The sequence below is a fragment of the Sphingobacterium sp. UBA7855 genome, from assembly GCA_002500745.1.
In the GTDB taxonomy this organism is placed as follows: domain Bacteria; phylum Bacteroidota; class Bacteroidia; order Sphingobacteriales; family Sphingobacteriaceae; genus Sphingobacterium.
The window spans coordinates 190,131-213,222 of sequence record DLST01000015.1 but is presented as its reverse complement, the minus strand read 5'-3'; the positions used below and the strand labels follow the sequence as shown (position 1 = coordinate 213,222).

The 23,092-nt window shown below is 35.8% G+C and carries 25 protein-coding genes; 20 read left to right on the top strand and 5 right to left on the bottom strand.

From position 1 onward, the window contains the following. Position 1 precedes the first annotated feature (1 nt). The 19 genes from B2107_RS13435 to B2107_RS13345 all read left to right on the top strand — a co-directional run bounded on the left by B2107_RS13435 (position 2) and on the right by B2107_RS13345 (position 18,760). Positions 2-976: a hypothetical protein gene (locus tag B2107_RS13435; protein ID WP_293956172.1), complete on the top strand. Its 975-nt coding sequence runs from the start codon at positions 2-4 to the stop codon at positions 974-976. Positions 977-980: 4 nt separating this feature from the next. Continuing rightward, entirely contained in the window at positions 981-1,922 is a 942-nt protein-coding gene (locus B2107_RS13430) for a Gfo/Idh/MocA family oxidoreductase (protein WP_293956171.1), read from the top strand. Between the two features lie 10 nt (positions 1,923-1,932). After that, positions 1,933-2,970 (top strand): TIGR00180 family glycosyltransferase, encoded by a 1,038-nt coding sequence (locus tag B2107_RS13425; RefSeq protein WP_293956170.1) that lies wholly within the window; start codon positions 1,933-1,935, stop codon positions 2,968-2,970. Positions 2,971-2,972: 2 nt separating this feature from the next. Beyond that, positions 2,973-4,400: a lipopolysaccharide biosynthesis protein gene (locus B2107_RS13420; protein WP_293956169.1), complete on the top strand. Its 1,428-nt coding sequence runs from the start codon at positions 2,973-2,975 to the stop codon at positions 4,398-4,400. A 31-nt stretch (positions 4,401-4,431) separates the two neighbouring features. Continuing rightward, the gene (locus tag B2107_RS13415) at positions 4,432-5,556 is read left to right on the top strand and encodes an EpsG family protein (protein WP_293956168.1); all 1,125 of its coding nucleotides are present in this window, start codon (positions 4,432-4,434) and stop codon (positions 5,554-5,556) included. Beyond that, positions 5,546-6,424, top strand: a complete 879-nt coding sequence (locus B2107_RS13410; RefSeq protein ID WP_293956167.1) for a hypothetical protein — start codon at positions 5,546-5,548, stop codon at positions 6,422-6,424. Before B2107_RS13415 ends, B2107_RS13410 begins: the two co-directional genes overlap by 11 nt. Before the next feature lie 63 nt (positions 6,425-6,487). After that, complete coding sequence (locus B2107_RS13405; protein ID WP_293956166.1) at positions 6,488-7,699, top strand: glycosyltransferase; 1,212 nt, start codon at positions 6,488-6,490, stop codon at positions 7,697-7,699. A gap of 4 nt (positions 7,700-7,703) precedes the next feature. Continuing rightward, entirely contained in the window at positions 7,704-8,843 is a 1,140-nt protein-coding gene (locus B2107_RS13400; RefSeq protein ID WP_293956165.1) for an N-acetyl sugar amidotransferase, read from the top strand. Then, positions 8,840-9,454 (top strand): imidazole glycerol phosphate synthase subunit HisH, encoded by a 615-nt coding sequence (gene hisH, locus B2107_RS13395; RefSeq protein ID WP_293956164.1) that lies wholly within the window; start codon positions 8,840-8,842, stop codon positions 9,452-9,454. Before B2107_RS13400 ends, hisH begins: the two co-directional genes overlap by 4 nt. Before the next feature lie 12 nt (positions 9,455-9,466). Next, complete coding sequence (locus B2107_RS13390) at positions 9,467-10,225, top strand: AglZ/HisF2 family acetamidino modification protein (protein WP_293956163.1); 759 nt, start codon at positions 9,467-9,469, stop codon at positions 10,223-10,225. Positions 10,226-10,238: 13 nt separating this feature from the next. Next, positions 10,239-11,273 carry a polysaccharide biosynthesis protein gene (locus tag B2107_RS13385; protein ID WP_293956162.1) on the top strand — a complete coding sequence of 345 codons (1,035 nt, stop codon included), beginning with the start codon at positions 10,239-10,241 and terminating at the stop codon, positions 11,271-11,273. A 9-nt stretch (positions 11,274-11,282) separates the two neighbouring features. Continuing rightward, on the top strand, positions 11,283-12,401 hold the full coding sequence (locus B2107_RS13380) for an NAD-dependent epimerase/dehydratase family protein (protein ID WP_293956161.1): 1,119 nt from the start codon (positions 11,283-11,285) through the stop codon (positions 12,399-12,401). An 11-nt stretch (positions 12,402-12,412) separates the two neighbouring features. Further along, positions 12,413-13,552, top strand: coding sequence for a non-hydrolyzing UDP-N-acetylglucosamine 2-epimerase (gene wecB, locus B2107_RS13375; RefSeq protein WP_293956160.1), 1,140 nt, complete (start codon positions 12,413-12,415; stop codon positions 13,550-13,552). Further along, entirely contained in the window at positions 13,534-14,805 is a 1,272-nt protein-coding gene (locus B2107_RS13370) for a glycosyltransferase family 4 protein (RefSeq protein ID WP_293956159.1), read from the top strand. The genes wecB and B2107_RS13370 overlap by 19 nt, the downstream gene beginning before the upstream one ends. A 240-nt stretch (positions 14,806-15,045) precedes the next feature. Continuing rightward, positions 15,046-16,134: a UDP-GlcNAc--UDP-phosphate GlcNAc-1-phosphate transferase gene (locus tag B2107_RS13365; RefSeq protein ID WP_293956158.1), complete on the top strand. Its 1,089-nt coding sequence runs from the start codon at positions 15,046-15,048 to the stop codon at positions 16,132-16,134. Between the two features lie 68 nt (positions 16,135-16,202). Further along, the gene (locus tag B2107_RS13360; RefSeq protein WP_293956157.1) at positions 16,203-16,724 is read left to right on the top strand and encodes a 3'-5' exonuclease; all 522 of its coding nucleotides are present in this window, start codon (positions 16,203-16,205) and stop codon (positions 16,722-16,724) included. Positions 16,725-16,832: 108 nt separating this feature from the next. Next, on the top strand, positions 16,833-17,297 hold the full coding sequence (locus tag B2107_RS13355; RefSeq protein ID WP_208734231.1) for an adenylyltransferase/cytidyltransferase family protein: 465 nt from the start codon (positions 16,833-16,835) through the stop codon (positions 17,295-17,297). 36 nt (positions 17,298-17,333) lie between these two features. Continuing rightward, a complete protein-coding gene (locus tag B2107_RS13350; protein WP_293956156.1) occupies positions 17,334-17,756 on the top strand; it encodes an adenylyltransferase/cytidyltransferase family protein in 423 nt (140 codons plus the stop codon). Positions 17,757-17,761: 5 nt separating this feature from the next. Further along, the gene (locus B2107_RS13345; protein ID WP_293956155.1) at positions 17,762-18,760 is read left to right on the top strand and encodes a mannose-1-phosphate guanylyltransferase; all 999 of its coding nucleotides are present in this window, start codon (positions 17,762-17,764) and stop codon (positions 18,758-18,760) included. 178 nt (positions 18,761-18,938) lie between these two features. Here the strand turns inward: B2107_RS13345 and B2107_RS13340 are convergent, their stop codons facing one another. The 3 genes from B2107_RS13340 to B2107_RS13330 are packed head-to-tail and all read right to left on the bottom strand — an operon-like array spanning position 18,939 to position 19,573. Then, entirely contained in the window at positions 18,939-19,229 is a 291-nt protein-coding gene (locus B2107_RS13340) for a helix-turn-helix domain-containing protein (protein WP_293887090.1), read from the bottom strand. Further along, a complete protein-coding gene (locus B2107_RS13335) occupies positions 19,219-19,407 on the bottom strand; it encodes a type II toxin-antitoxin system RelE/ParE family toxin (RefSeq protein WP_293956154.1) in 189 nt (62 codons plus the stop codon). Before B2107_RS13335 ends, B2107_RS13340 begins: the two co-directional genes overlap by 11 nt. Beyond that, positions 19,352-19,573, bottom strand: coding sequence for a type II toxin-antitoxin system RelE/ParE family toxin (locus tag B2107_RS13330; protein WP_293956153.1), 222 nt, complete (start codon positions 19,571-19,573; stop codon positions 19,352-19,354). The genes B2107_RS13335 and B2107_RS13330 overlap by 56 nt, the downstream gene beginning before the upstream one ends. A gap of 272 nt (positions 19,574-19,845) precedes the next feature. Between B2107_RS13330 and B2107_RS13325 the strand changes: the two genes are divergently transcribed. Continuing rightward, positions 19,846-20,337: a hypothetical protein gene (locus B2107_RS13325; protein ID WP_293956152.1), complete on the top strand. Its 492-nt coding sequence runs from the start codon at positions 19,846-19,848 to the stop codon at positions 20,335-20,337. 62 nt (positions 20,338-20,399) lie between these two features. Here the strand turns inward: B2107_RS13325 and B2107_RS13320 are convergent, their stop codons facing one another. Further along, positions 20,400-21,011, bottom strand: coding sequence for a response regulator (locus B2107_RS13320; RefSeq protein ID WP_293956151.1), 612 nt, complete (start codon positions 21,009-21,011; stop codon positions 20,400-20,402). Continuing rightward, positions 21,008-22,921, bottom strand: coding sequence for a 7TM diverse intracellular signaling domain-containing protein (locus tag B2107_RS13315; RefSeq protein WP_293956150.1), 1,914 nt, complete (start codon positions 22,919-22,921; stop codon positions 21,008-21,010). Before B2107_RS13315 ends, B2107_RS13320 begins: the two co-directional genes overlap by 4 nt. Positions 22,922-23,092: the final 171 nt, after the last annotated feature.

Below are 23,092 nucleotides of genomic sequence, written 5' to 3'. Positions count from 1 at the left end.
TATGAAAAATATAGTTGTAATTGGTGCAGGACAATTGGGCAGCCGACATGTTCAAGGGTTGAAATTAGGAGGGTTTTCTTTTAATCTTTATATTGTTGATCCCTCTACAGAAGCTTTAGAAATAGTTAGCAAAAGATTTGAAGAAATAGAACTAATTGACGAGATAAAGATCCCTCTTTCTTTAATGACAACAACAGACTTACTTCCTTCAAAAATAGACTTATTGATAATAGCAACAAGTTCTATTCCTCGATTTAATATCTTCAAATTGATCACTGACGATCACACCGTTCATAATATTGTATTTGAAAAGTTTTTATTTCCAGATATATCCCATTATGATACGGCTGAGGAGATTTTGGAAAGTAAGCAAATCAAAGCATGGGTTAACTGTCCCAGACGATACTATAATTACTATAGAGAGATAAAGAAGTTGATTGAAAATGATCCTGAAGTCGTGATGCGCGTTGAAGGTGGTGAATGGGGGTTAGCATGTAATTCGATACATTTTTTAGATATTTTTTCATTTTTAGTTAACGAGCCGTGCTTTGTTGCTAAAACTGAGCTAGATAAAGGTGTAATGGATAGCAAACGAAAAGGGTATGCTGAATTTACAGGAAGGATTGAAGTTGAAACATCTCAAGGCGCGCGATTAGTTTTAATAGCTGAGAGGAACTCAAATGTTGCCCCTAAAATAACGATAGAGACATCATTAGTAAATTTGACGATTGATGAAGTAAATAAAGTAATGATTGTCGATGACAAGATGACTGGCACAAAGACGACAAGAGAGCTTGATGTTTTATATCAAAGCCAACTAAGCGGAATGTTTGCTGCAGACATTTTGTTACGTGAGAAATGTCTGTTAACCAGTTTTAATAATTCATCTATATTACACAAAGTATTATTAAAGCCTTTTATTGAACATTATAATAAAGAATGTTCAATAACCGGTAATTATTGCCCAATAACATAGTTTTATGAAAGATATTTGGATTATTGGAACAGGTATTATTGCACAGGAATACAGCAAAATACTCTTTGATCTTGGTGTTAAATTTACAGTAATAGGAAGAAGCCCTATAAATGTTGAGAAATTTAATTCCTTTTATCCTTCCACAGCAGTCGCTGGAGGGATAAGTAATTATTTAGATCAACAGCCTTCCCTACCAGAAGCAGTGATTGTAGCAGCAGATATAGAATCTCTGTTTTCTATAAGTAAGGAGTTGATAGAATTTGGAGTAAAAAAAATATTAATCGAAAAGCCAGGCGTTCTTAATTTAGAGGAGGGCGAGAAATTACATGGAATATCTAAGAAGTATCAATGCGATATTTTTATAGCTTATAATAGAAGGTTTTTTTCATCTACGATCAAAGCGAAGGAAATTATTACTAATGATGGTGGATTATTATCATTAGCTTTTGATTTTACAGAATGGTCACATATAATTGGAAAATTGGAGAAGCCGAAAGCCGTTTTGTCTAAATGGTTGATAGCAAACTCTTCACATGTAGTTGACATGAGCTTTTATTTGGGGGGATTTCCAAAAGAAATAGTCTGCTTTCATCGCGGTGGGCTGCCATGGCATACTTCTGCATCTCAATTCACTGGCGCTGGGATAACAGATTACAATGTGGTTTTTTCGTATCATGCAAACTGGGAGTCTCCTGGACGTTGGGGCATAGAACTGATGACTAAAAAGCATAAGATCTATTTTAGACCCTTAGAGACGTTGAGTATACAGAAAATAGGAAGTGTCGAAGTTGAAGATGTATTTTTAGAAAGTGAGTTAGATAAAACGTACAAACCAGGATTTTTTTTACAAACAAAAAAATTTATAGAGGGAGACTTTGCGGAATTATGCTCTTTAGGTAGACAAATTGAATTTATGAGTGTGTTAAATAAGATAGGCAATTATTAATTTTTTTAGTGTGAAGAATCAAAAGGTTACAGTTATTATTCCTGAGCATAATCGTCCAGAGCATTTGAAGAGACTATTAGATTATTTTTTGAATTTTAATTTTCCAATAATTGTAGCGGATTCATCGATTGAGAAATTTAAATATCTTGGAAGTTTTGAGGAAAGAATATCATACTATCATTTCCCCAAAGAAGAGCTGGGGAAAAAATTGTATAATTTGGCTGATAAGATCTCCACTCCATATGTCGTTATGTGCGCTAATGATGATTTCCTAATTCCCGAAGCAATAGAGCAATTGGTTGATTTCTTGGATAATAATAACGATTATAATTCTGCGCAGGGAATGTTTATTGACTTCTCAATAAAAAATAATGAAATAATTAGAGGGCTACGATATAAATCTACTTCAGATATTGACCTTGATGATACAGATGGATTAAAAAGATTATTCCGATTACAATCAAATTATTTTCAATACTATTATTCAGTAATTCGAACAGAAATTTTCAATAGAGTTTTTGAATCCATAAATCACTTTAGCACATGCGAAATCAGTAATTTATGCCTATTGGAGTCTTATATGTCTTCTTACATAGCAATTAATGGAAAGCATCGGATACTTCCTATATTTTACTCTGTTAGGGAAAATATCCTCAATTCAGCTGCAAGTTTTACTGATACTATTCCAGACGTGATATTTAAATCGAAGTATAGGAAACAGTATGAGTCTTATTTATCAAATTTAGCATATGAACTTCACAGTGTTGATAATATTAGTATTGATAGAGCATATGCAAAAATTAAGCAATCGGTAAAAATATATGTAAAAAGTATTCATCCTGATTTTTATACCTTTAAAGGTATGTGTCTTTTTTCGATTAAAGTTAAATTGAAAGGAATTTGGAAGCATTTTAATGATAAAAATATTGTATTAGTGAAAAGTGAAAGGCAGGTCGACTATTTTCCTTTTGACGATGAGGCGTCTGTTTTGCAATGGGATAGAGTAAGGGGCTACATAATGAAATATCAACATATTTATAAAAAATAATTTTGTCAAATTTTAAAGAAATATTAGCTCATGGGAAGAATTATTTGATTGCAAATCTAGCAACCAAAGCACTATCTTTCATTTCAATACCGGTTTACACCAGATTGTTAACCACAGAGGATTTTGGGATTGTAAACGTTTTTTTGGGGGTTGCAGGTATATTAAGTAGCTTACTTACATTATGTACTGATCAATCCGTAAGTAGATATTATTTTGATAAAAAAAGTGATGACGATTTTAAAGGATTTGTAGGCACATCAAGTATTTTATCAGGTCTAATATTCTGCTTAAATTCATTGATTTTAGTAATAAGTTTGGACCAAGTGGCAAGCGTCATTGGTCTTTCACGTAACTTGACTTTGTTACTAATACCAGTATCCTTTTTTAATATTTTAGGACTAACTTTCGAACAAATATATACTGTATTGAAACAAAGTAGGAAGATTGCCATGTCTTCATTGATAAGGGTGTATGTATCTTTCGGGTTAGCAGTAATATTAATTTTAATTATGAATGATCATAAATATTTAGGACAAATAGGGGGATTACTGGCTGCGGGAGTGTTAATGAGTTTTATTTGGGTCAATGGAATTCGTAAATATTTTGTAACCGCTTTTAATAAAAAACATATACATTATATTTTAAAATTTTCTGTTCCTCTCATTCCTTATGCCTTAAGCGGAATTATTATTGAACAATTCAGTAAAATATCATTGGCGAAAGAAGTTAATTTGAGTGAAGCCGGATTTTATAGTTTAGCATTAACTATTAGTGGAATAGTAGGTATTATCACTGCAGTAACGCATCAAGCGTGGGCTCCATATTATTTTCAATATATGAATGCGAAAGATTTTGATAGTCATGATAGTGATATTATTCGAATATTTAATATTACTTTATTGAGTGGTATTTTTGTCTCTTTTTTCGGATTGGAGATCGGCAATTTTTTAGCTAATAAGGCTTTCATTTCTTCTCTATATCTTATACCTTATTTTGTGTACGGATATATTTTTCATCAACTCGCATATGTATATATGCGCAATTTTTCTTTCGTTTATAAAACATATTATTCTTCAATCGTCGTCATTGCTTCGGGATTGTTTAATGTATTGCTTAACTTACTTTTGATACCAAAGTTTGGACAATTGGGCGCGGCTTTTGCATTTTCTATTTCCTATTTTATGATGTGTTTCTCCTCTTTGTTGATTAATAAGTATTTCATCAATTGCCATTATACAGCTATTAAAAAATTTCTATTGCCACTATTGATATTTATCTGTTTTAACTTAATGTCTCATCCTTTTTATTCGAAAGACATATCATTCTTTTATATTTTAGTTAAGTGTAGTTTATTTGTTATTTCTGCATTTATATTGTTTTATGCAGACCGCCACTATCTTCTAAATTTTATTAAAAGAAATAAAAAATAATATGGTTTATATATTCATATTGATATGGACTTTGTTATTGGTTGTAGTCTACGATATCTACACAATAAAAATAGGTAAAAGATCTTCATATCTTGTTACCTATTTCTTATTTGTATTTGTAGCAGGGTTAAGTTTTCGAGTAGGTATTGATGCTATGAGATATGCCGTTGAATATAAAAATTATCCTACCCTACTTGCACTTAGAAATTTCGATTTTAACAATGCAAATGATGATCCACTATGGGTATGTATTGGAGCATTATTTAGGACATTTTTCGATGATTTTATATTTCTGCATACTTTTCACGCTTTGTTAGTCAATCTCAGTATCTTTATATTGTTTTGGAGGTATGGTAAATCTCCGTTTATTTGCATTGTCTTATATTTTTTATCATTTTACATTTTCTTTAACTTTGAGACTTTGAGAGAATCATTAGCGGTTGCGATTTACATTCTTTCCTTTGATTTTTTGTTAAGGAAAAGGTGGATTCCATATTTTGGCGTGTGCTTGATCTCATTTTTCATGCATTCTTCCGCTATTTTTACATTTTTAATACCAATTCTTCTTTACTTCTTGCGAAAAAGAAGTTTAGTTCCATGGTTACTACTAGTATTATTTGTTGTATTTATAGGAAGCAATATTAATACCTTTGTAGTTGATATTTTGCCTCGGTTGGCTTTAAATGAAAGAATATTATACAAAGCAGGTGTATACTTTGGTCGAGAAAGTATCGGAATTTCCACGGGTGTTCTATTGAAAAATGTGGTTTTTCCACTGACTATTTTAGTACTTGATATGCGAGTCTCCAAATCAAATTCTGATCTCATTGTATTTGCAAAGCTATTTTTACTGATAGGCTTCTTAAGTTTAATTATACCAGTATTTGATAGGCTCCTAAATTATATAATAGTGTTTTATGTTATCTATACTGCGAATGTAATCACTTTATTTATACAGAAAATATCTGAAAGATCCGTACAGGCTGTGGGTCTTCTGTTATTTATTTTATTTTTTGCTATAGGTCCTTTATCTTGGTTTTACACGATTGATGATAGGATAGGAGAGAGGAACTACAATAGATATTATCCTTACAGTGGTTATCCATTTAATAAGGAATTTTATACACGTGAAAAATTTTATAATAGTGGAAGCTAAAAACATGACAAAGAGTGCTTATATAATCTCTAAACCATTACAATATATTAATGCTTCTAATATAGAAGATGAGAATGAAAAAGATTGTATTTTGGTGAATTATTTTAATGATGTACAGGGCTTTAAAAAGAGGATAGAAGAGCTTTCTAATTATTGGTCGAATGTTTACTTGGTGGACAATACTTATTCTGCTATTATCTTTGTTTTAAGAAATAAAAATAAATACAATAAGTTGTTTATTGATTCAGATTACGGGATTTTTTTGTACTTTTTGCTCTATTTTTTGAACGGGATAGCAATCTTTACATATGAAGAAGGATATGCATCATATAACTATATTAGAAAACCTGATTCGATTCTTTCAAAATTTAAAATCCTTATCTCAAAAATATTCGGAATTAAAAATTATGTTGGTGGTCACCCATTGACTAAAGGAATGTATTTATACAATAAGGAGAAATTTGAAGGTAATATAAAGACATCTAAAGAAGTTCTTTCCTTTCGTAACCCTTTTTTTAAACATGTTTTTAAACTGAAAGAGATAAATTTAAATATTTTTGATAGGTCTTATATTGGGGAGTCTGTACTTCTATATTTGCCTAATTATTTCTTCAATACTAAGGTAAAAGATTATTTAGAAAAATTTAAGGGATTTTATACTATGGTAAAACCCCATCCTTACATGAATACTGAAAAGGTGGAAGAACTTCACTTATTTGAGAAGATCATTCAAACTAATACTGCCGCCGAGATCGTATTAGTTAAGTTAGTTCGCGAATGTGGTAGGTTAGTCATTATTCATGAGGGGTCTTTCGCAATTGAATATATTAAGTTTCAAGATAATTGTACATTAATTGACCTCAGATAGAGATGCATAATTTGCTAAGGTCAGTTAGAGATTAAAAAGATTACCAATGATAATTTATTTATAATGAGGGTTTTTCAAATATCGAGTGAACTAAATGTGGGTTCCGTTGGTCGTATTGCTGAACAAATTGGAGAGGTGATTTTGGCTGAAGGCGGAGAAAGCTTTATTGCATATGGTAGGGAGTCAAAGCCATCTAAATCATTCATTTATAAGATAGGGAATAAATTAAATGTTTTATATCACGTACTTTATACAAGAATAACCGATAGACATGGATTCGCTTCCAAACATGCAACTCGCCGATTGATTCGTAAAATCAAACAGGTGAAGCCAGATTTAATTCAGTTACAACACGTACATGGATATTTCATTCATATTGGCCTTTTGTTTGAATATTTGAAGGAATCAAAAATTCCAGTTGTATGGACATTTCATGATTGCTGGTCATTTACAGGGCATTGTGCTTACTATGAGTATACTGGCTGCGAAAAATGGAAATTGCAGTGTTTCGAATGTCCATTAATAAATACCTATCCAAAGTCAATCATCGATAACTCCGAATGGAATTTCAAGCGCAAGAGAGAGTTATTCACATCAGTAGAAAATTTAACTATAGTTCCGGTTTCAAATTGGCTGGGACAAGAAGTAAATAAATCATTTCTACGAGATAAAAGGGTGAATGTTATTCGAAATGGTATTGATTTAGAAATGTTTAAGCCCTCCTATTCCTCTGCCCTTATTGAAAAGCATGGACTAAGATCTAAGTATGTTATTTTAGGTGTCGCTAATCCTTGGTCTGAAAGAAAAGGATTGCAATACTTTATTGATTTGTCGGTGAACTTAGGAACAGAATTTCAGATTGTGTTAATTGGTTTAAATGATCAGCAACTTAAGAAGCTCCCCTCTAATATTATTGGTTTAAAGCCAACTGAGAGAGTGGAGGAGCTAGCAGAGTACTATTCTTTAGCCGATGTTTTCGTTAATCCAACATTGGAAGAAGCTTTAGGCATGACTAATATAGAAGCTCAAGCATGTGGAACTCCTGTTGTAACGTTTCGCTCAGGGGGCGCACCTGAAACAATTTCGGAAAGTACGGGTATTATTGTCGAAAAGGGAGATACTTCACAATTATTGCAAGCAATATTAGAAGTTAAAAAAAAGGGTAAAGATTATTATAGCAAAGCCTGCGTAAAAAGGGCGGAGGAATTTTTCAACAAGGTAAATTGTTTTAATAAATATATTAAACTTTATAAAGATATTCTAGAAAGGAATTAAAGAAATGAATAGACTGTACCAAATATGTACAAAAACAATTATGGATACAACAGATCCTAATATTGTTTTTAATGAAAAAGGAGAAAGTGACTATTATACCAATTTTAAGGAAAATATTGAGCCCAACTGGCATACCGATGAGCGCGGATATAATGAATTGATGCGTATTGCGGACCGTATAAAGAAGACCAGTAAGAATAAAGATTTCGACTGCATTATAGGTTTAAGTGGTGGGCTCGATAGTTCTTATGCAGCATATGTTGCTAAGGAAATTATGGGGATTCGGCCTCTAATATTCCACGTTGATGCAGGGTGGAACACTGATAAAGCTGTTGGGAACATTGAAAAATTGATCAACGGACTTAATCTAGATTTATATACCGAGGTGATAAATTGGGAAGAAATGAAAGATCTTCAGGTGGCTTTTTTGAAATCGCAAATTGCGGATCAAGACTTGCCTCAAGATTATGCTTTTTTTTCAGGTTTATATAAGTTTGCTAAGAAACATAAGATTAATTATGTCCTTACGGGCGGGAACTTTTCTACGGAATGTTGTCGTGAACCTGAAGAATGGGGGGGCTTTCCTGGTATTGATACGCGATTAGTTAAAGATATTCACGGAAAATTCGGCAAGCGCAAATTAAAGACATTTCCTTTAGTTGATATTTTATCTTATAAGATTTATTACAAATATGTCTATGGGATGGAAGTTTTCAAACCGTTAAACTTAATTCCTTTTACCAAAAAAGGTGCTGAAAATTTGTTGTCGGAAAAGTTTGGCTGGGAATCTTTTCAACATAAGCATCATGAGTCGAGATTTACAAGATTTTATGAAGACTATTGGTTGCCGAGGAAGTTTGGCTTCGAAAAGCGACGTGCACACTTCTCTTCTCTTATTTTAACAGGGCAGATGACGCGCGAAGAAGCTTTAGAGCGAATTTCAAGACCTGAATTATCAGAAGAGTTTCTGCAAAAGGAATTTGAATATGTCGCTAACAAATTAGACTTAACAAAACAAGAATTGCAAGAAATTTTTGAAGGTGAAAACAAAACCTTTAGAGATTATAAAAATAAAATAGGCATTATCAAGCTTGGAGCTACGGTAATGCAGAAATTGGGAATGGAGAAACGCTTGTTCAGATGATTACTTTAATTGATTACGGAGTTGGAAATATTAATGCTTTTGTAAATGTGTATAAAAGAGTTGATGTACCTGTTAAGATTGCTAGGACCAAAGCGGACCTCATTGGGGCGGAAAAGTTAATCTTGCCCGGAGTAGGACATTTTGATCATGCGATGAACCAACTTAACCGTTCAGGGATGCGAGAAGCGCTTGACGAGTTGGTTCTTGAAGACAATGTGCCAGTTATTGGTATATGTGTAGGAATGCAAATGATGGCTAATAGTAGTGAAGAAGGTCAAATGGAAGGGCTAAAGTGGATTGACGCGAAGGTAAAAAAGTTCGATGAACGTAAGATTAATCAGATAACACGATTGCCTCATATGGGATGGAACGATGTAAAACCTACTAAAGATGTCTTATTGTTCGAAGGATTGGAAAATAATGCTATTTTTTATTTTTTGCATTCTTATTATTTTGAATGCAATCGTTCAGAAGATGTTTTGGCGACTACGACTTATGGTGGTGAATTTGCATCGGCGGCTTATTTTAAAAATAGATACGGTATTCAATTTCATCCCGAGAAAAGCCATCACTATGGTGAAATATTATTGAATAACTTTTCAAGAATATAGAGATTTAAAGAGATGTTGAGACCAAGAATAATTCCCAGTCTACTTATCCAGGATAATGGGCTTGTAAAGACTGTAAATTTCAAAAATCCGAAATATGTTGGGGATCCTATTAATGCAGTTAAGATTTTTAATGAAAAAACGGTTGACGAATTGGCAATTTTCGATATTGATGCAACTGTAAAAGGCCAGGAGCCTAATTATAGTTTAATCGAGCGCATAGCAAATCAATCTCGCATGCCTTTATGTTATGGTGGTGGAGTTAAGACTGTTGAGCAAGCACAACGAATATTCAGCCTTGGTATAGAAAAAATTGCTTTATCTTCATCGGTGATTCACAACCCTAATCTCATCACTCAAATTGCCGAACGAGTGGGCTCTCAATCGGTAATTGTGGTTTTAGATGTGAAAAAAAAGCTTTTTGGTGGGTATGAGATCTATACACACAACGGTAAGAAGTCTACTGGCATAAACCCGTTTAAGTTTATCGAAGAGGCTCAAAAATTAGGCGCTGGTGAAATTGTTATTAACTCAATCGATCAAGATGGTATAATGAAAGGCTATGATATGTCTCTCATCGATAAGGCCCGGAATAGCACATCGCTTCCGATGACAGTTTTGGGAGGAGCAGGATCATTAGATGATATTCAGGCAGTTATTAAACGACATAACATTATTGGTGTCGCCGCTGGTAGCCTATTCGTGTTTAAAGGAGTTTATAAAGCGGTATTGATCAACTATCCATCAAAAGAGGAGAAAGAAAAATTGTATTAAGATTAATAAAATAATGGAGATAAGAAATAAAGTATTGTTAATCACTGGTGGGACTGGGTCATTTGGCACCGCTGTATTAAATAGGTTTTTAAATACAGACCATTTCAGGGAAATTCGAGTTTTTTCTAGAGATGAGAAAAAACAGGACGATATGCGTAATTTGTATAAAAATGACAAGATCAAGTATTATATTGGAGACGTAAGAAACTATACTTCTGTTGATCCTGCTACTAGAGGGGTTGATTATATTTTTCATGCTGCTGCCTTGAAACAGGTGCCTTCGTGTGAGTTTTTTCCCATGGAAGCGGTTAAAACAAATGTTGAGGGTACGCAAAATGTTATTCGTGCGGCTGCTTTTAATGGTGTTAAAAAGGTTATCTGCCTGTCAACGGATAAAGCGGCTTATCCGATCAATGCGATGGGGATATCTAAAGCGATGATGGAAAAAGTTGCAGTCGCTGAAGCCAGGAATCTGAAAGAAACGATTGTTTGTCTTACGAGATATGGGAATGTTATGGCTTCACGAGGCTCTGTTATTCCTTTGTTTTTAAATCAAATTCAAAGAGGACACGCAATAACGATCACCGATCCGAATATGTCCCGGTTTTTCATGTCATTAGAAGATGCGGTTGATTTAGTTCTCTTTGCTTTTGAAAATGGAAATGCTGGAGATTTATTTGTCAATAAAGCGCCAGCTGGGAATATAGGCGATTTGGCTAAAGCATTATTAGAACTAACAGGCAAGAATGTTCCGATTGAAATAATTGGCACTCGACATGGAGAGAAATTATATGAAACATTATGTACGCGTGAAGAGATGGTCAAAGCAGAAGATATGGGTGATTTTTACCGTATTCCAGCAGACAATAGAGATTTAAATTATGCAAAATACTTTTCAGAAGGTGAGCAGAATATTGCTAAAGTGGAAGACTATCACTCCCATAATGCGAAACAAGAAGGGGTGCAAGGGCTGAAAAACTTAGTCTCTAAATTGCCTATAATCCGTAAAGAGGTTTTCGGAGAAAATATTATGGATTATCCTTATTAATGTACATTTATGAAGAAAGTAGGAATTACAGGGCAAAATGGATTCATAGGCAGCCATTTGTATAATACGTTAGGTTTGTTCCCAGAAGATTTTCAGCGTATAGATTTTTATAAAGAATACTTCGAATCAGCTTCTCAACTTGATGAATTTGTTTCATCTTGCGACGTTATCATACATTTAGCAGCAATGAATCGTCACGAGTCTGAGCAAGCTATATATGATACTAACGTTGCACTGGTTCAGAGGCTAATCGATTCTTTAAAAAGAACAAATTCAAAGGCACATGTCTTGATGTCTTCTTCCACCCAAGAAGAGCGCGATAATCTTTACGGTAGATCTAAAAGAGAAGGAAGGTCTCTTTTTAAAAATTGGGCTTTAGCTGCAAAAGGAACATTTACAGGACTTATAATTCCAAATGTTTTTGGAGCTTTTGGCAAGCCCTATTATAACTCTTTTATAGCAACATTTTGTTATCAACTTACTCATGGAGAAGTTCCAGTAATCGCAACAGATAGTGAGGTAAGTTTAATTTACGTTCAAGAATTGGTTGATCTTATGATCAATGAAATTCGTTCGGGAGAAAGTAAATCGGATTTATATGTTGGTCCAACATCTGTAAAGCGGGTTTCTGAAGTTTTGAGCTTGTTGGAGTCCTATAAAGATCGGTATTTGGATATGGGAGAAATTCCGGTACTAAATGATCTTTTTGAACATAATCTATTTAATACTTATCGTTCATATATTGATTATAGTTCAAAATTTCCTGTGAGCTTGACTAAGCATAATGATCAAAGGGGAGCTTTTGTTGAGGTAATACGGCTAGGAATCGGAGGGCAATGTTCTTTCTCAACTACGGTGTCTGATGTTACAAGAGGCAATCATTTTCATACGCGCAAAATAGAGCGATTTGCTGTTATAAAAGGGAAGGCGTTGATCCAATTGCGCAAAATTGGAACCGATCAGGTAATAGACTACTACTTGGACGGCGAAAGTCCAGCCTATGTCGATATGCCGATATGGTATACACATAATATTAAGAATATAGGCCAGGAAGACCTATATACTATTTTTTGGATTAATGAACCATTTGATCCAGCTGATGCAGATACTTATTTTGAAATTGTATAGTACATTGATATATGAAAAAACTTAAAGTAATGACTGTCGTTGGGACGCGACCAGAAATTATAAGATTATCCCGAGTAATAGCGGCTTTAGATGCGTCTGAAGCTATCGAACATATTCTTGTACATACAGGGCAAAACTATGATTATGAATTAAATCAGATTTTCTTCGAAGACTTGAAGTTACGGAAGCCGAACTTTTTTTTAGAGGCGGCTGGAACTACTGCTACAGAAACTGTAGGTAATATTTTAATTAAGATAGACCCTTTATTGGAACAATTACAGCCAGATGCTTTTCTAGTTCTCGGTGATACAAATTCGTGTCTATGCGCAATTCCGGCAAAGAAACGACATATTCCTATTTTTCATATGGAAGCTGGTAATCGTTGTTTTGATCAACGAGTGCCCGAAGAAACCAATCGTAAGATTGTCGATCATATATCAGATGTTAATTTAACATATTCTGATATTGCTCGCGAGTACTTATTACGTGAAGGGCTTCCTGCAGATCGCATTATAAAGACAGGATCTCCAATGTTTGAGGTGCTTAACCATTATCTACCTCAAATTGAAGCCTCTGATGTATTAAATAAACTCGGGTTAGAAAACCGTAATTTCTTTGTTGTTTCATCACATCGTGAAGAAAACATCAATGATCAACGTAATTTTAATAATTTGATGGTGTCTTTAAATATGATTGCGGAAAAGTATAATTTCCCCGTGATTGTTTCGACACATCCGCGCACCCGTAAAATGATTGACAGTATGGAGATTTCAATGCGGCAAGAAATTCAATTCTTAAAACCCTTAGGGTTTCATGATTACAATGCATTACAAATGCATTCATACGCATGTTTGTCCGATTCAGGTACAATATCTGAGGAATCATCGATTTTAAATTTTCGAGCTTTAAATCTCCGTCAGGCGCACGAACGTCCTGAAGCCATGGAGGAAGCTTCTGTTATGATGGTTGGGTTGTCTCCTGAACGGATTATACAGGGATTGCTTCAATTGAAGCTGCAAGATGTGGGACAAATAAGAAGTATGCGCAATGTGGCAGATTATTCAATGCCTAATGTTGCTGAGAAGGTGGTCCGTATTATCCTTTCCTATACAGACTATGTTAAACGTGTTGTATGGTCAGAACAAATTTAGTAGTGAGTAAAAACAAGAAAATTTTAATTCATAGTTTGGTGTTTAGTCCAGACGGTGTATCGACTGCATATCTATATAATGATATTGCGAAAGGGTTTCAGAGTAAAGGTTATGAAGTAGTTGTATTGACCACCACTCCTCATTATAATGTAATTAAAGATGAGATCGAAAAACAGCCGATAAAATGGAGGTGGTTTGGACTTTTTGGAGAAAGTTATTTTAATGGAATTAGGGTATTGCATGTTCCTCAAAAAAAGTTTAAATCATTGTTAATGCGAATTTTATGCTTTGTTTATTGGCATATCATTTCTTTTTTTTTAGCTCTTAATGAAAAAAATGTTTCTGCTATACTATCGCCGTCTCCACCTTTAACAATTGGGTTAATTAATTTATTAATTGGTCGTATTAAAAGTTCGAAGGTTATTTACAATGTTCAGGAAATATATCCAGATTTTTTAATAGAGCAGCGAAACTTAAAATCCAAAGTCATTATAAATTTCTTAAAATGGATGGAGCGATACGTATACAATAAATCAGATGCTATTACCACTATTGATGAAATTTTTTATAATACTATTAAGAGCCGTTTCGAAGATCAAAGAAAATTGCATATAATTCCAAACTTTGTGGATATAGACCTTTATAAGCCATTAGATCAAATTAATCTAAATTCTACTATATTTTTGCAAAATGATCATATTAAGCTAATGTATGCTGGCAACATCGGCCACGCTCAGGATTGGGAACCGTTGTTGGCTTTAGCTTACGAATTGAAAGAAGAACCGTTTGACTTTTATATTATAGGGGAAGGCGTATTAAAGCAAGATTTGGAAAATGATGTAAAGAAGAATGGTCTTATGAACGTTCATATTCTACCCTATCAAAGGCGCGAATTGATGCCCCATCTTCTTGCTTTTGCTGATATACAATTTATATTTATGTCGAAGGAAATGGAGGGGCACGGGTTTCCTTCAAAAGTTTATACTATTATGGCTTGCGAAAAACCGCTATTAGTATGTTCCGGTGAAGGCTCTCCAATAGTCAATTTCCTTAGAAACTACGATTGTGCAAAAATCATTACGCAAAATACTTTACAAGATAAAGTGAATACGATGGCTCAATTTCTCAGAAGTTCAAAAATGCTAGATTATAAAAAAATGGGACAAAATGGATTACATCATATCAAAGCTACCTATTCAAAGGAAGTTGTTGTCCAAAAATACATTGATCTTATAGATCGATTAATTAAATAGCGAATTCATTCTACTATAGCTAGTAGGCTTTTTTGTAACATTTTATTTATTAATATCCACCTTAGAATAAATTTAATGTTATGGCACTGTATTCGCTATGTAAAAATTATATTTTTTTTGTAGCGAATTAAGATGTTTATCCGTCTTTAAATAAAAATTAAAATTATTATATTTGCACAGCTTTATGTGACTCACTAATTATATTTTATGACTTATATTTTTACGCTGATAATCCTTTTTTTGCTAGAGTTAGTATATCTGAGGATTGCTAATAAGTTTAATATTATTGATAAACCCAACGAACGTTCTTCGCACACGAAGATCACCATACGCGGCGGAGGTATTATTTTTTATGCCGCCTCGATTATATATTTTATTTCTTCCGGTTACCAATATCCTTGGTTTTTTTTAGGCTTAACGCTATTAACCTATATCTCTTTCCTAGACGATATCAGGGGTGTACATCCAAATTGGCGTCTAGCAGTACATTTTACATCTGTTTTGTTAATGGTCTATGAGTTTGGTGTCTTTAACTATCCTTGGTATTATTTGGTATTGGCTTTTGTCTTTACGATAGGTGTAATCAATGCCTACAATTTTATGGACGGCATAAACGGTATGACTGCTTTTTGCACCTTGGTGATGGGCAGTCTTTTAGCCTATGTAAATACCAAGATCAATTTTATCGAGCAGGACTTCCTTATCTATACGTTATTGGGAGTTGTTGTTTTTGGATTCTTCAATTTCCGCAAAAAGGCAGCGTGCTTTGCAGGTGATGTCGGCCCGGCTGTATTATCTTTTATGTTATTATTTGCATTGGGCAAATTGATTATGAAAACCGGAGATTTTACCTATATCCTTTTTCTAGCTGTTTATGGTATAGAAATAGGTTGGTCTGTAGCGCGCCGCGTTTATCAAGGTTACCATATTTTTGAGCCACACCGTACGTTTTTGTTACACATGCTAAGTAATGAAGTAGGACATAGTAGCTTAAAAGTTTCTGTTGGATACGGCTTAGTCCAATTGGCTCTTGGTGCTGCTGTGATCTATATTGTACAGTTTGGTGCGTCCATTCAGTGGGCATTCGCTATTACGATACTTGGTGGGCTCAGTGCCTTTTATCTTACCTGGAAGCAACATATTTTTAATAACTATTATATCAAAGGGGAGGAGCGCTATGCTATTCGTCACCGCCGATTAAAACAGCTTAAAGCGCATAGAAGAAGGAAGAAAGCTCTTGCGCCCCAGGTTAAGTTGGCACCAGAAGCAAAAGTTATTGAAATGCCGCAAAAAGAGGTTGCAGGTACCTTAATGCAACGTGGCGTGTGATTTAGCACGCGGAGTTTGGGTAGAATTAAAAAAGTAGTAATTTTACCTCAACTTTAGAAGAGGGGACTATGCAATCAGGATTAAGTTTTACCGCAATAGATTTTGAAACAGCCACAGCGAATCAGAACTCGGCTTGTGCCGTTGGGCTGGTCGTTGTTGAGCAGGGAATTATTGTGGATGAATTTTATTCTTTAATACAGCCTCCTCAAAATCAATACATGTGGCAGACTACGCGTGTGCATGGTATCCGACCTAAGGACACCGCACAAGCACCTACCTTTAAAGATATATTTCCTCAGATTTATCCGTTTATTAATAATCGCATTATGGTCGCGCATAATGAGCTTTTTGATCGCGGGGTGCTTCGCAAAACCATGAATTATTACAACTTACCTTACGACCAACTTGGTTTGCAGGAAAAATGGGAATGTACCTTTAAAATTTACCAAGGTAAAGGATTTAAGCCCGCTCGTTTAAACGCCTGCTGTGAGGTGCTTGGTATTGAACTCAACCACCATGAGGCACTTTCTGATGCGCGAGCTTGTGCGCACTTGTATATTCGGCATCATGAGATCGGAATGGTACTGTAAATAAACGATAATTATTGAACCAAATCTCCCTCCGTTTGTTATTAGATATATCTTATCTTTGATAGATGAATACAATAAATTTTCTATTCCATTAAAATCAATGTGACTATGATGAATATTCCAGAAAAAGGGATGCGTATAGGTATTACGTTCAGTGCATTCGATCTGCTGCATGCAGGGCATATCAAAATGTTGGAAGATGCAAAAAGACAATGTGACTATTTGATTTGTGGATTGCAGACAGATCCGACACTTGACCGTCCAGAAAAAAATAAGCCTGTTCAGACCGTTGTGGAGCGTTATGTACAGCTTAAAGGATGTAAATATGTGGATCAGATTGTTCCCTATGCTACCGAACAGGATCTCGAAGATATCTTACGTTCCTTTAATATTGATGTACGGATAGTCGGTGATGAATACCGCGAGAAGAACTTTACGGGAAGAGCATACTGTGAGGAAAAAGGTATTGAGCTTTATTTTAATAGCCGAGATCACCGTTTTTCCAGCTCTGGCTTGCGACGGATTGTGGCAGATGCCAGCACAGAACATGAACCTGCGCTAAAAACTATCTAATGCACGCGCATCAACCTTTTAAGAACAGATTGTAAGATGAAAATTGGAATTACCTTTGGCGTGTTTGACTTACTGCACGCTGGCCATATTATGATGCTTGAAGAAGCAAAAAGAAATTGCGATTACCTGATTGTCGGTTTAAATACGGATCCATCAGAAGTCTTTCCCGAGAAAGCAAAACCAACACAGACTATTGTAGAACGTTATGTGCAGTTGGAAGGCTGCCGTTATGTGGATGAAATTATCCCCTATGAGACCGAACAGGATTTGATTGATATCATCAAAGCCTTTCCGATTGATATCCGTATTATCGGTGAGGAATATCGGGATAAAGATTTTACTGGGCGCTCTTATTGTGTGGAGGAAAATATCGATATCTATTACAATAAACGCACACACCGTTTTTCCAGTGCAGGCTTGCGCCGGGTGGTTGCTGAAAAAGAAAGCGAGAAAAAATAAAGATTATGAGCACTATCATTCACGTTGTTTTAACCGGTGGTGTAGGGAGCCGTCTATGGCCACTTTCACGGAAAAGTTACCCGAAGCAATATCTTTCGCTATTTAAGGATGGATCATTGTTTGAAATGACTGTAAAGCGCAATCAAACGTTGTGTGGACAGGTGATTGTGGTTGGAAATCGCGACAATCATACCTTGAGTAGGGAGGTGATGGAAAACAATAAGATTGATTACATCGATATTGTTGAAGCAACCCCGCGCAATACCGCTGCTGCAATTGCCTTTGCTGCCTTTGCGGCGCAACCAGACGATATTTTGGTGGTTACACCGTCTGATCATGTCATTGTGGGTGATGAAGCGTATGCTGCGGCCATAAAAGAGGGCGTTGAAAAAGCCAATAAGGGCTATATCGTTACCTTTGGTATTCAGCCAACCCGACCTGAAACGGGCTATGGCTATATTGAATATAAGGAGGACAAAGTATTGTCTTTCCGTGAGAAGCCAAACCAGGATACGGCAGAGGACTTTATTGAACGTGGCAATTTTCTTTGGAATTCGGGCATGTTCTGTTTTCGAGCAGATACCTTTTTGGCAGAACTTCAAAATTTTGAGCCTAAAGTGTATGCAACAGCTTATAACGCTTGGAAACATCGTCAAAATGGTGAGCTCGATCTTCAGCTTTCGAAAGATATTCCATCAATTTCCATTGACTATGCAGTGATGGAGCGCTCCAAGAAAATTCGCGTGGTTGCTACAAGCTTCCAATGGTCAGATTTGGGCTCTTTTGAATCAATGTACGATTACTTAAAGCAGACAGGTCACTCTGTAGATGAAAACGGCAACATGGTTATCGGGACGGATATCTATACTGCATTTGTGGGATTGCGCGATAGCATTCTTGTTCATACCAAAGATGCGATCTTGGTATTGCAGAAGGAAAAATCCCAAGATGTTAAAAAGATTTACAATACGTTAGAACGTCATCAGTCGAAGTTGATTGATTAATGGACGTCATCATGTTCAATTAAATTGTAGTAAGTTTGATAAGTTAATTCGGATTTACCAAGTGGTGTTTTAAAGGTAGCACCATTATTCTATAACAAAGTGAGCGCCCTGTGCTCACTTTGTTCTCCAGTACTTTAACACCCCATCAATGGAATCTTTCTGCAATAATATTGAGAGATTAGAGCTCGAATGATATATTGACTTTGCCTCCCAATCCCTTTTCAACGAAGTCAAATAATGTTTTTAGTGTAATGTTACCGCCGTTATTTTCAATTTTCGAAATATACTCACGTTTTTTGTCAATTAGTTGAGCAAGCTCGGACTGCGTAATATTTCTTTCTTCACGTGCTTTTTTAAGCAGCAGACCAATTTTAAAAGATTCAAAATCTCTATCTAGTTCATCTCTTCTCTCGGTGCCTACTTTCCCGTAAACATCATCTTTAATATTTTTCCAGTTCTTAGTTTCCATTTTCTCTACCTTTTTGTTCGTAATACTCAGTCATGATACTTAATGCTTTTTCAATCTGATTCTTTGGAGTTTTCTGAGTTTTCTTTTGAAAACCATTCATTAGGACAACGAGCTTATCACCATCAAAAAAAGCAAAACACACGCCATATATTGGATCCAAGCTGAATCCTAGCTTCATATAATCCGTCAGTTCCTGTTAAATGTTTTAAATAATTACTCGGAACCCGTTCGAGCGTTTCTATTGCTTCAATTATTTTAAAAATTTTGTCCTGTACCTTTTGTGGCTGATCCAAAAGGAAGTCTTCAAAATAATTTTTAAAAGCGATTACCTCTCTAACTCTCATTATACAAAGGTAATTTAAAAGTTACTTTTTGTCAAGTTTTTAAGCGTTTCTTCTTACGAATTTCTCCCAAACACTTTGTATAACGTCTCTCTCTTTAATGTATAGTATAACAGCTGAAATCACTAAAAGGTCTGTCCTTCCGATAGGCCTTTCTTGACCTGTTGCGGGATAATTTTCAATTGTCCCCCATTTGTCCCCTTCCCATTTTCGTGTGCTATAGACGATTACCTTATTTTTGAGTTCGCCTGTTCCTATTAATTAACTATTTTATTATGGCAACTTTTATAGCACTCACGGTACTTGTTTTGAGTTTCATTTATCTCATCTTAAAGGCAAAACAAAAGCAGAAGCTCTTCAACGAGGTTGTTTCGATGGAGGTCAATTACCTGTTTCAGGACAGACCGGGGCAATATAGCGGCGACTACCGGACAAAAAGTGGCGTCTTTGTTTTTCGTACGCAATCGAAAGACGAGGCACTTAAAAATTTGGTGATCAAGGAGGTCAAACCCAGCCATCCTGCTTTGGTGGTCAATCTGGAGCAGATTGTGGTGGTGCCTTTTGATAAGAAGAAGGAAGGGAACTCCGACGTATCCGTCCGCTTTAAATTGCTCAAAAAGAAAGGTGAACTCAGCACCTTGGAAGGAAAAGGAATCCGCGTATCGGGTGTGTTGAATTTTGGAAAAAGTAAACCAAAAACATTCAGTACCGTATTGAAGATCGGGGAGCTTTATCAATCCAAAGATCCACTTGATCAGACGACATAATTTGCGTAATTCTTATTTTATGGGAAAGGGTTTGCTTCATTGCAAACCCTTATTTTTTTGTCTCAAAATTTAAGCAGATGCTGATGTTCGATCGCCCAAGATAACAGGGCATTATTTTCTTCATTGAGATCCAGTTTTCGGCAGATGCGGTGTCTTGTATTTTTGATGGTATATGGACTGAGGAATAATGATTCGGCGATGTATTTGGTGGTATGGCGGAGCGCAATGAGCTTAAGAATATTTAACTCGGCGGGAGTCAACGTCTTCAGCTTTTCCACCGCCTGGTTTTTATCCTTCTGTTGCTGCAGGCGCTGGATCACCATATGCGTGCCTGCATAGAGGCGATTTTCTCCCAATGGCTTAATGATATAGTTTTCTGGACGGAGGACAGCTGCGCGATCTATGCTACCTTTAGATTGATAAGAAGTGATAAAGATTAGACTGAAATGCTTTGCTGCTGTATATTTTTCCATTAATTCAATACCATCCAGCCGGTCGTTGAGCTGTATATCGCAGAGCACCAAATCGGGTGTGTTTTGTTCCATATACTGATCCACTTCATCCACAGTAAGTGCAATGTGCAACTCCAGGCCGGTGTAAAGTGAATGCAATTGATATTCAATAAATCGGGCAATGATCATTTCGTCTTCTACAATTAATACTTTTAGGCTCATATGATATTGTTAAATTCAAATAAATATTTAAATCCATTTTGCGGGTTGATGGCCACCGTCCCCCGTATTTGGCGTGTTAGATCCCTTACGAGGCCAATTCCGAACGAAGCTCTAGGTGCAGGAGCTTTCGCGCCGACGCCATTATCCTCAAACCGCATGGTCGTTCCCCATTCATTTTTGAGTATACTCAAGTAAATCGACGGTGCATCGACTGTACCCTTCGGAAAAGCATACTTATAGCTATTTGTCAAGAGCTCCGTAATGATGAGCGCCAAGGGAATAGATGTTTTGGTGGTGACCAACCAGTCTTGGCTAACATCGACCTGGATCGCTATCGTTTCTTCGGGATCATGCATTTGTCTCAGGTAGTTAACAGTTTCCGTTACTAAAATGTTCAGTTTCAGCTGACTATTCTGATTATAGACCAGTAATTGGTTTACCAGCATCATGGCATGTATTCGGTCCTGCATGGACTGTATGGGCTGCATATTTTGGTTACCATGATCGGAGCGGTACAGGCTCCCTAAACTATACAGCAGCTGGAGGTTGTTTTTAACCCGATGGTTGACCTCATCAATAAGGGTTTCGATATAATGGTTTTTCTGAAGCAATTGAATCTGCTGCTCGTAGAGGGCATCATTGGCTTTTTTGAGCTCTGCTGTCCGCTCCAGTACGATGGTTTCGGTGGTTTGGTGATGTTCCAGTTCAGACTTGCGTATTTTCAGCCGAATGCCGATCAAGAGGATCATGGTGATGCATAAAACAAAAAACTGCGTCATGATAGACACATATTGGATGGACTGTTCCTTCAAGATCAATCCACAATAAATCAGTATGCTGATGCCGATGACGAGAAAAATGCCCGAGTAGATCAGGAAGCGTTGCATCCTGTCTATCTTTTTCCAGAGCGATATAAATAAGTTCGAAAAGAAGAGCACATATAGCACCCCCACAAACAGGTTCACAGAATTGCTCTGTTTAAAATTGGCGAAACAATAGTTATTCATAAAGTTGAATATAGACGTCATTACGACCAGCAGAATGAGCCCAAGCATCAGCTTATAATACTGGCGGCTTATTTTCTTCAGATTTAGGAAGGCAATTGTCAACAGTGAGAAGCTAATCCCGGCCAGATTTCTAAATACCGAGACCAGGCTCCACCCAAGCTGCGGATTATTGGGAAAGAAGAGGTCTACAAATTGATTTTGCAGCCCATAACTATAAAATCCGATAAATAGTAAAAAGCAAAAAATCCAGATATAAGGCCTATAGCGCGAAACGAGCCATGCAAAAGCCATGTAGAGCAACAATACAATAATGGCTCCCTCCATAAAAGCATGGGTAAGATTGATGCCTTGCACTTTCTTCAGGTAGTCCTTCTGTGTTTGTAAGCGGAAGTCATAAAACGGTGTATACCCTTTAATGTGCTTGACCCGCAGTAAAATGGTATAAACTTTCTTGCTGTCTAAATGAATATTAAAATGGTCACGCCCTCCTTTAGGGGATAGCGTTGCTTTTTTACGAAATAAGCCGGCGCTCCTTCGCTCGATGATTTGTCCTTCCATACCGATGAGCGCCATGTCGACGAACGTTAGGTTATCAAACGACAGCACATAATCGCCCGTTAAGGCATTTTCATCCAGGGAAATTACCTTTTTTAACCAATAGCTATTTTTATCCTGGCTTTTTGCCGGTTTGAATTGTGCGAGCGGTTTGAACAGTTGTTTATTGGTGTAATAATAGATGGGATCCGTTTGGTTTTCTTTTTCCTGGGCGATGACTATAGGAGATTCACTGGCCATATAGGTGCTTAGGATAGCCCTATTATGTGAAACGATTGCTTCCATCCCATAGTGAGTGGCGATTATGCTCAGCAGCAGTAATAGGATGATTATAATGTTTGGTCTCATATAGCAAAACAAAATTGCATTATTTTTCAATAAATAATAAGGTTTTATTTTCCTAATTGTAAATAAGACCCTAGGGTCTCTATTTTGGAGGGTATTTAGTGTTTATTTTTGCTTTACGCATTTGATATTTAGAAAGAATGCAGACCATATGTTGATTCCGATACAGTATTT